The sequence below is a fragment of the Neisseria sp. P0001.S005 genome (assembly GCF_051963715.1).
Map to the genome: position 1 here is coordinate 1 of NZ_JBQCTZ010000270.1, position 3869 is coordinate 3869.

The window sequence follows — 3869 nt, forward strand, 5'->3', positions numbered from 1 at the left end:
TTCGCCACATTTTGCGCAGTCATCGTCTGCGCAATCTTTGTGGCGAGTTTTTCATTTTGGCTGGTACAAAACACCCTCGCCGAAAACCAATTCAACCAGCGCCGCACCATCGAAACCACATTGATGAGCAGCATCGTTTCCGCATTCAACTCGCGCGGAGACAGCGGTGCGCGTGAAATTCTTTCCGAATGGAAAAACAATCCGGTTTCCAATGCCGTTTATGTCATTGCCGGCGACGATAAAAAAGATATTTTAGGCCGCAATATCGACAGCCTGTCCATCGAACGCGCCCGCATCTTTGCCATCAACAATCCCGAATCCGATTTAGCCCACATCGAATATGACCGCTTCGGCGAAGAATACCTCTTCTTCATTAAAGGCTGGGACAATCATCAGGCCCAACGCCTGCCTAGCCCACTCTTCATTCCCGGACTGCCACTTTCGCCTATTTGGCACGAATTTATTATTCTGTCTTTCATCATCATCGTCGGCCTATTGATGGCATATATCCTTGCCAACAACATCACAAAGCCTATTAAAATTCTTGGTGGCGGCATGGACAGAGTAGCCAACGGCGAACTCGAAACCCGCATTTCCCAACAAGTTGACGACCGTGACGACGAATTGTCCCACCTTGCCGTTCAGTTCGACAAAATGGCCGAGAAACTTGAAAAACTTGTTGCCAAAGAGCGCCATCTGCTCCACCACGTTTCTCATGAAATGCGCTCGCCGCTGGCGCGTATGCAGGCTATTGTCGGCCTGATTCAATCTCAGCCGCAAAAACAAGAGCAATACCTCAAGCGCCTTGAAGGCGAACTGGTGCGCATGGATACTTTGGTCGGCGAATTGTTGACCCTCTCCCGCCTGGAGACTTCCAATATTCCTTTGGAAAAAGAAAACCTCAAACTCATTCCTTTCCTGACCAACTTGATTGAGGACAACCAAAGCATTGCCCACCAAACCAACCAAAGCGTTACCCTGAGCATTGATCCAAAAATCCCCGAAAATGCCGTAGTCAGCGCCAACGAAGGCTATCTATACCGCGCCTTTGACAACGTGATCCGCAACGCCATCAATTACAGTCCGGAAGGCAGCACCATTCAAACCCATATCGGACAAGACGGCAAAAACTGGATTATCGATGTCACCGACAACGGGCCAGGCGTAGATGAAATGCAGCTTCCTCATATTTTCACTGCCTTTTATCGCGCCGACTCCAGCGCACACAAACCCGGTACAGGTTTAGGGCTTGCCTTGACGCAGCACATTATGGAACAGCACTGCGGTAAAATCATTGCTGAAAATGTCAAACCAAACGGCCTGAGGATGCGTTTTATCCTTCCCAAAAAGAAAGCCGGAGACAAAAAAGAAGTCTAAAAATAAGGCCGTCTGAAACTTTTCAGACGGCCAAAAACACAAATAAGGACCCATCATGAGTGCAACTGCCCAAACCGGCTACTTCTTCATGCCTGAACACATCATCCTCGTCGGCGCCAGCGAACGTCCGCACAGCCTTGGCGAACGCATTTTCAGCCACCTACTCGGTTCCTCATATCAAGGCAAAATCACTCCCGTCAATCTTCGACACAGCAGTGTTGCAGGCATTCCCTCCTACTCCAGCCTCAGCAAAATCCCGGGCCAAGCCGATTTGGTTGTTGCCGTTATCCCGCCCGACCATTACGACTCGCTGTTCAAAGCCTGCCGTAAAAAAGACCTGCGCCACATTATCCTGATTCAAGATTGGGAAAACCTACCGCCCGAATCCTGCAAAAACGCCCGTTCCATCATTCAAAAACATCACGGCGACGAATTGAACATCACCGTATGCAACAGCGCAGGCATCCAACTTCCCTCGCTCAACCTCAACATCGGCACCCAAACCGACTATCCGGCCGGCCATCTCGCATTACTCACCGGCCACAGCACCGTCAGCCGCAACATCAACCACCTGCTGAACACGCTGCACCAAGGCGTATCACGCCACATCAGCCTCAACTATGACCTAAGCCCCACCACATCCGCCGACTGGCTCAACCGCTTCGGCCACAACCGCCATACCAAAGTTGCCGTGATCCACTACAATCCGGCCGAAAACCAACGCGAGCTGTTCAGTGCCATCCGCCACTTCACACGCCACACCCCGCTTATCCTGTTGTCCACACATTACACCGACGACACAGACAAAGCTATCCTGCGCAGCCTCAGCCGCCATTGCAATTTCCAACCGGTATTCAATACCGCCGAACTGGAAGCAGCCCTAAAAGCCCACCTTTCCGGCATTCCCGTCATTACCAACCCCACCATTCTGTCCGATACGCCGATAGAATGGCTGCGCACTACCGCCAATGCCTGCGAATTGACCCTCGACCTCCCAACCGATGCACCATCCATCCGACAAGGCTGCATCGGCAGCAACCCTACGCCTGCACGCATCCACCGCTTGGCACTCGAACAATTACAAAATCCGCATACTCAAGCCCTACTTGGCATTATTTCGCCAGATACGCCGGACGCATACAGTATTCATCAAACTCTGGATAATTTGGCACAAAAAACCAGCAAGCCCATTCTCGTCAGCTATCGTTTTTCAGACGGCCTGACTCGGTTTAACACGCCGGAAGAAGCCTTGCTGACACTTTATTTCCGCAATCAAACCGCCTATTTGCAACAAGTGCAAAATACCCCTGCGCCAGCCAAAACAGGCCGTCTGAAAACACCCAAAAGCAAAAGTATCGATAAAGCCATTGCTTCCGGCCAAACCGAACTGATGGCGGAAGCCCTATACCTGCCTCCGTGCCAAACCCAAAAACACAATGCCGTCCAGTTCCGGTTCAGCCGCCATGCCATTTACGGCAACATCCTTTCCGCCCATTACAACGGCAAAACCGAAGCCGCATTACCTCCATTTACCACACTCGATATCCAGCGTTTAAGCCAATTTGCAGAACTCGACAACACTTCCGTTCTTAATCAATTCCTGCATTCCCTAAACACGCTTATCCACAACAACCAGCATATCGGCGACATCATCCTCAACTACAACGGCAGCCAATACAGCAGCGCCATCATTCCCGAAATCGTAGAAAAACCTGTTGCACCAACAACCAAAATCCCCAAAAAAGCGGTCCAAACCTTAGAACAGGCCGCCGCTAAAATGCAAAGTGCCGCCGCCTACCTCCAACAAAAAAATCCGGCCGCAGCCGAATTTCTACGCAACACCGGCGAAGCCGCGTCCGAACTGCTGCACCCTAAAACCGAAACGCCCGAGATACAAAACGTACTTGCGCCCTATCCGAGCCAAACAGATACCTTTACCCTGCCCGACGGCAACACACTGCACATCCGCGCACTAGAGCCTGAAGATGCCGAAGCCAAACAAAAATTTGTCCGCCAATTACCGGCTGCCGACCGCTATACGCGCTTCATGACCCATACCAACGAGTTGCCGCTGCCCACACTCGCACGGCTGACCCGTCCCGATTTCCATACCGAATGCGCGTGGGCAGCCTTCGCTTCAGACGGCTGTATCGTCGCAGTCAGCCGTTACAGCCGCATCAATCGTAATGAATGCGAGTTCGGCATTACTTTGGCACCTGAAGCACGCAAAACCGGCTTGGCCGGCAAAATGATGAGCCTCATTATCCAAACTGCCACACAGCAAGGTTACCAAACCATGAATGCAGAAATCCTCAAAGAAAACACACCGATGCTCAAACTCGCTGAAAAATCAGGATTTACCGTCACCCCATCGGAAACCGACCGCGGCCTGTATCAAGCCGGCCTCGATTTGATCGAATGGCAAAACAGCAACAAAAACAAATAAAAACTTGCATAACCCGTGTGAAATATCCTAAAATTAGCGGTTTCTA

At 51.2% G+C, this 3869-nt stretch carries 2 protein-coding genes; both read left to right on the forward strand.

What is annotated here, in order from left to right; genetic code table 11:
• The coding region (locus tag ACTHSP_RS18595) for a HAMP domain-containing sensor histidine kinase (protein WP_440346643.1) at nucleotides 1–1377 on the forward strand (1377 nt) is incomplete at its 5' end.
• 55 nt (nucleotides 1378–1432) lie between these two features.
• Nucleotides 1433–3823: a GNAT family N-acetyltransferase gene (locus tag ACTHSP_RS18600; protein WP_440346644.1), complete on the forward strand. Its 2391-nt coding sequence runs from the start codon at nucleotides 1433–1435 to the stop codon at nucleotides 3821–3823.
• Nucleotides 3824–3869: the final 46 nt, after the last annotated feature.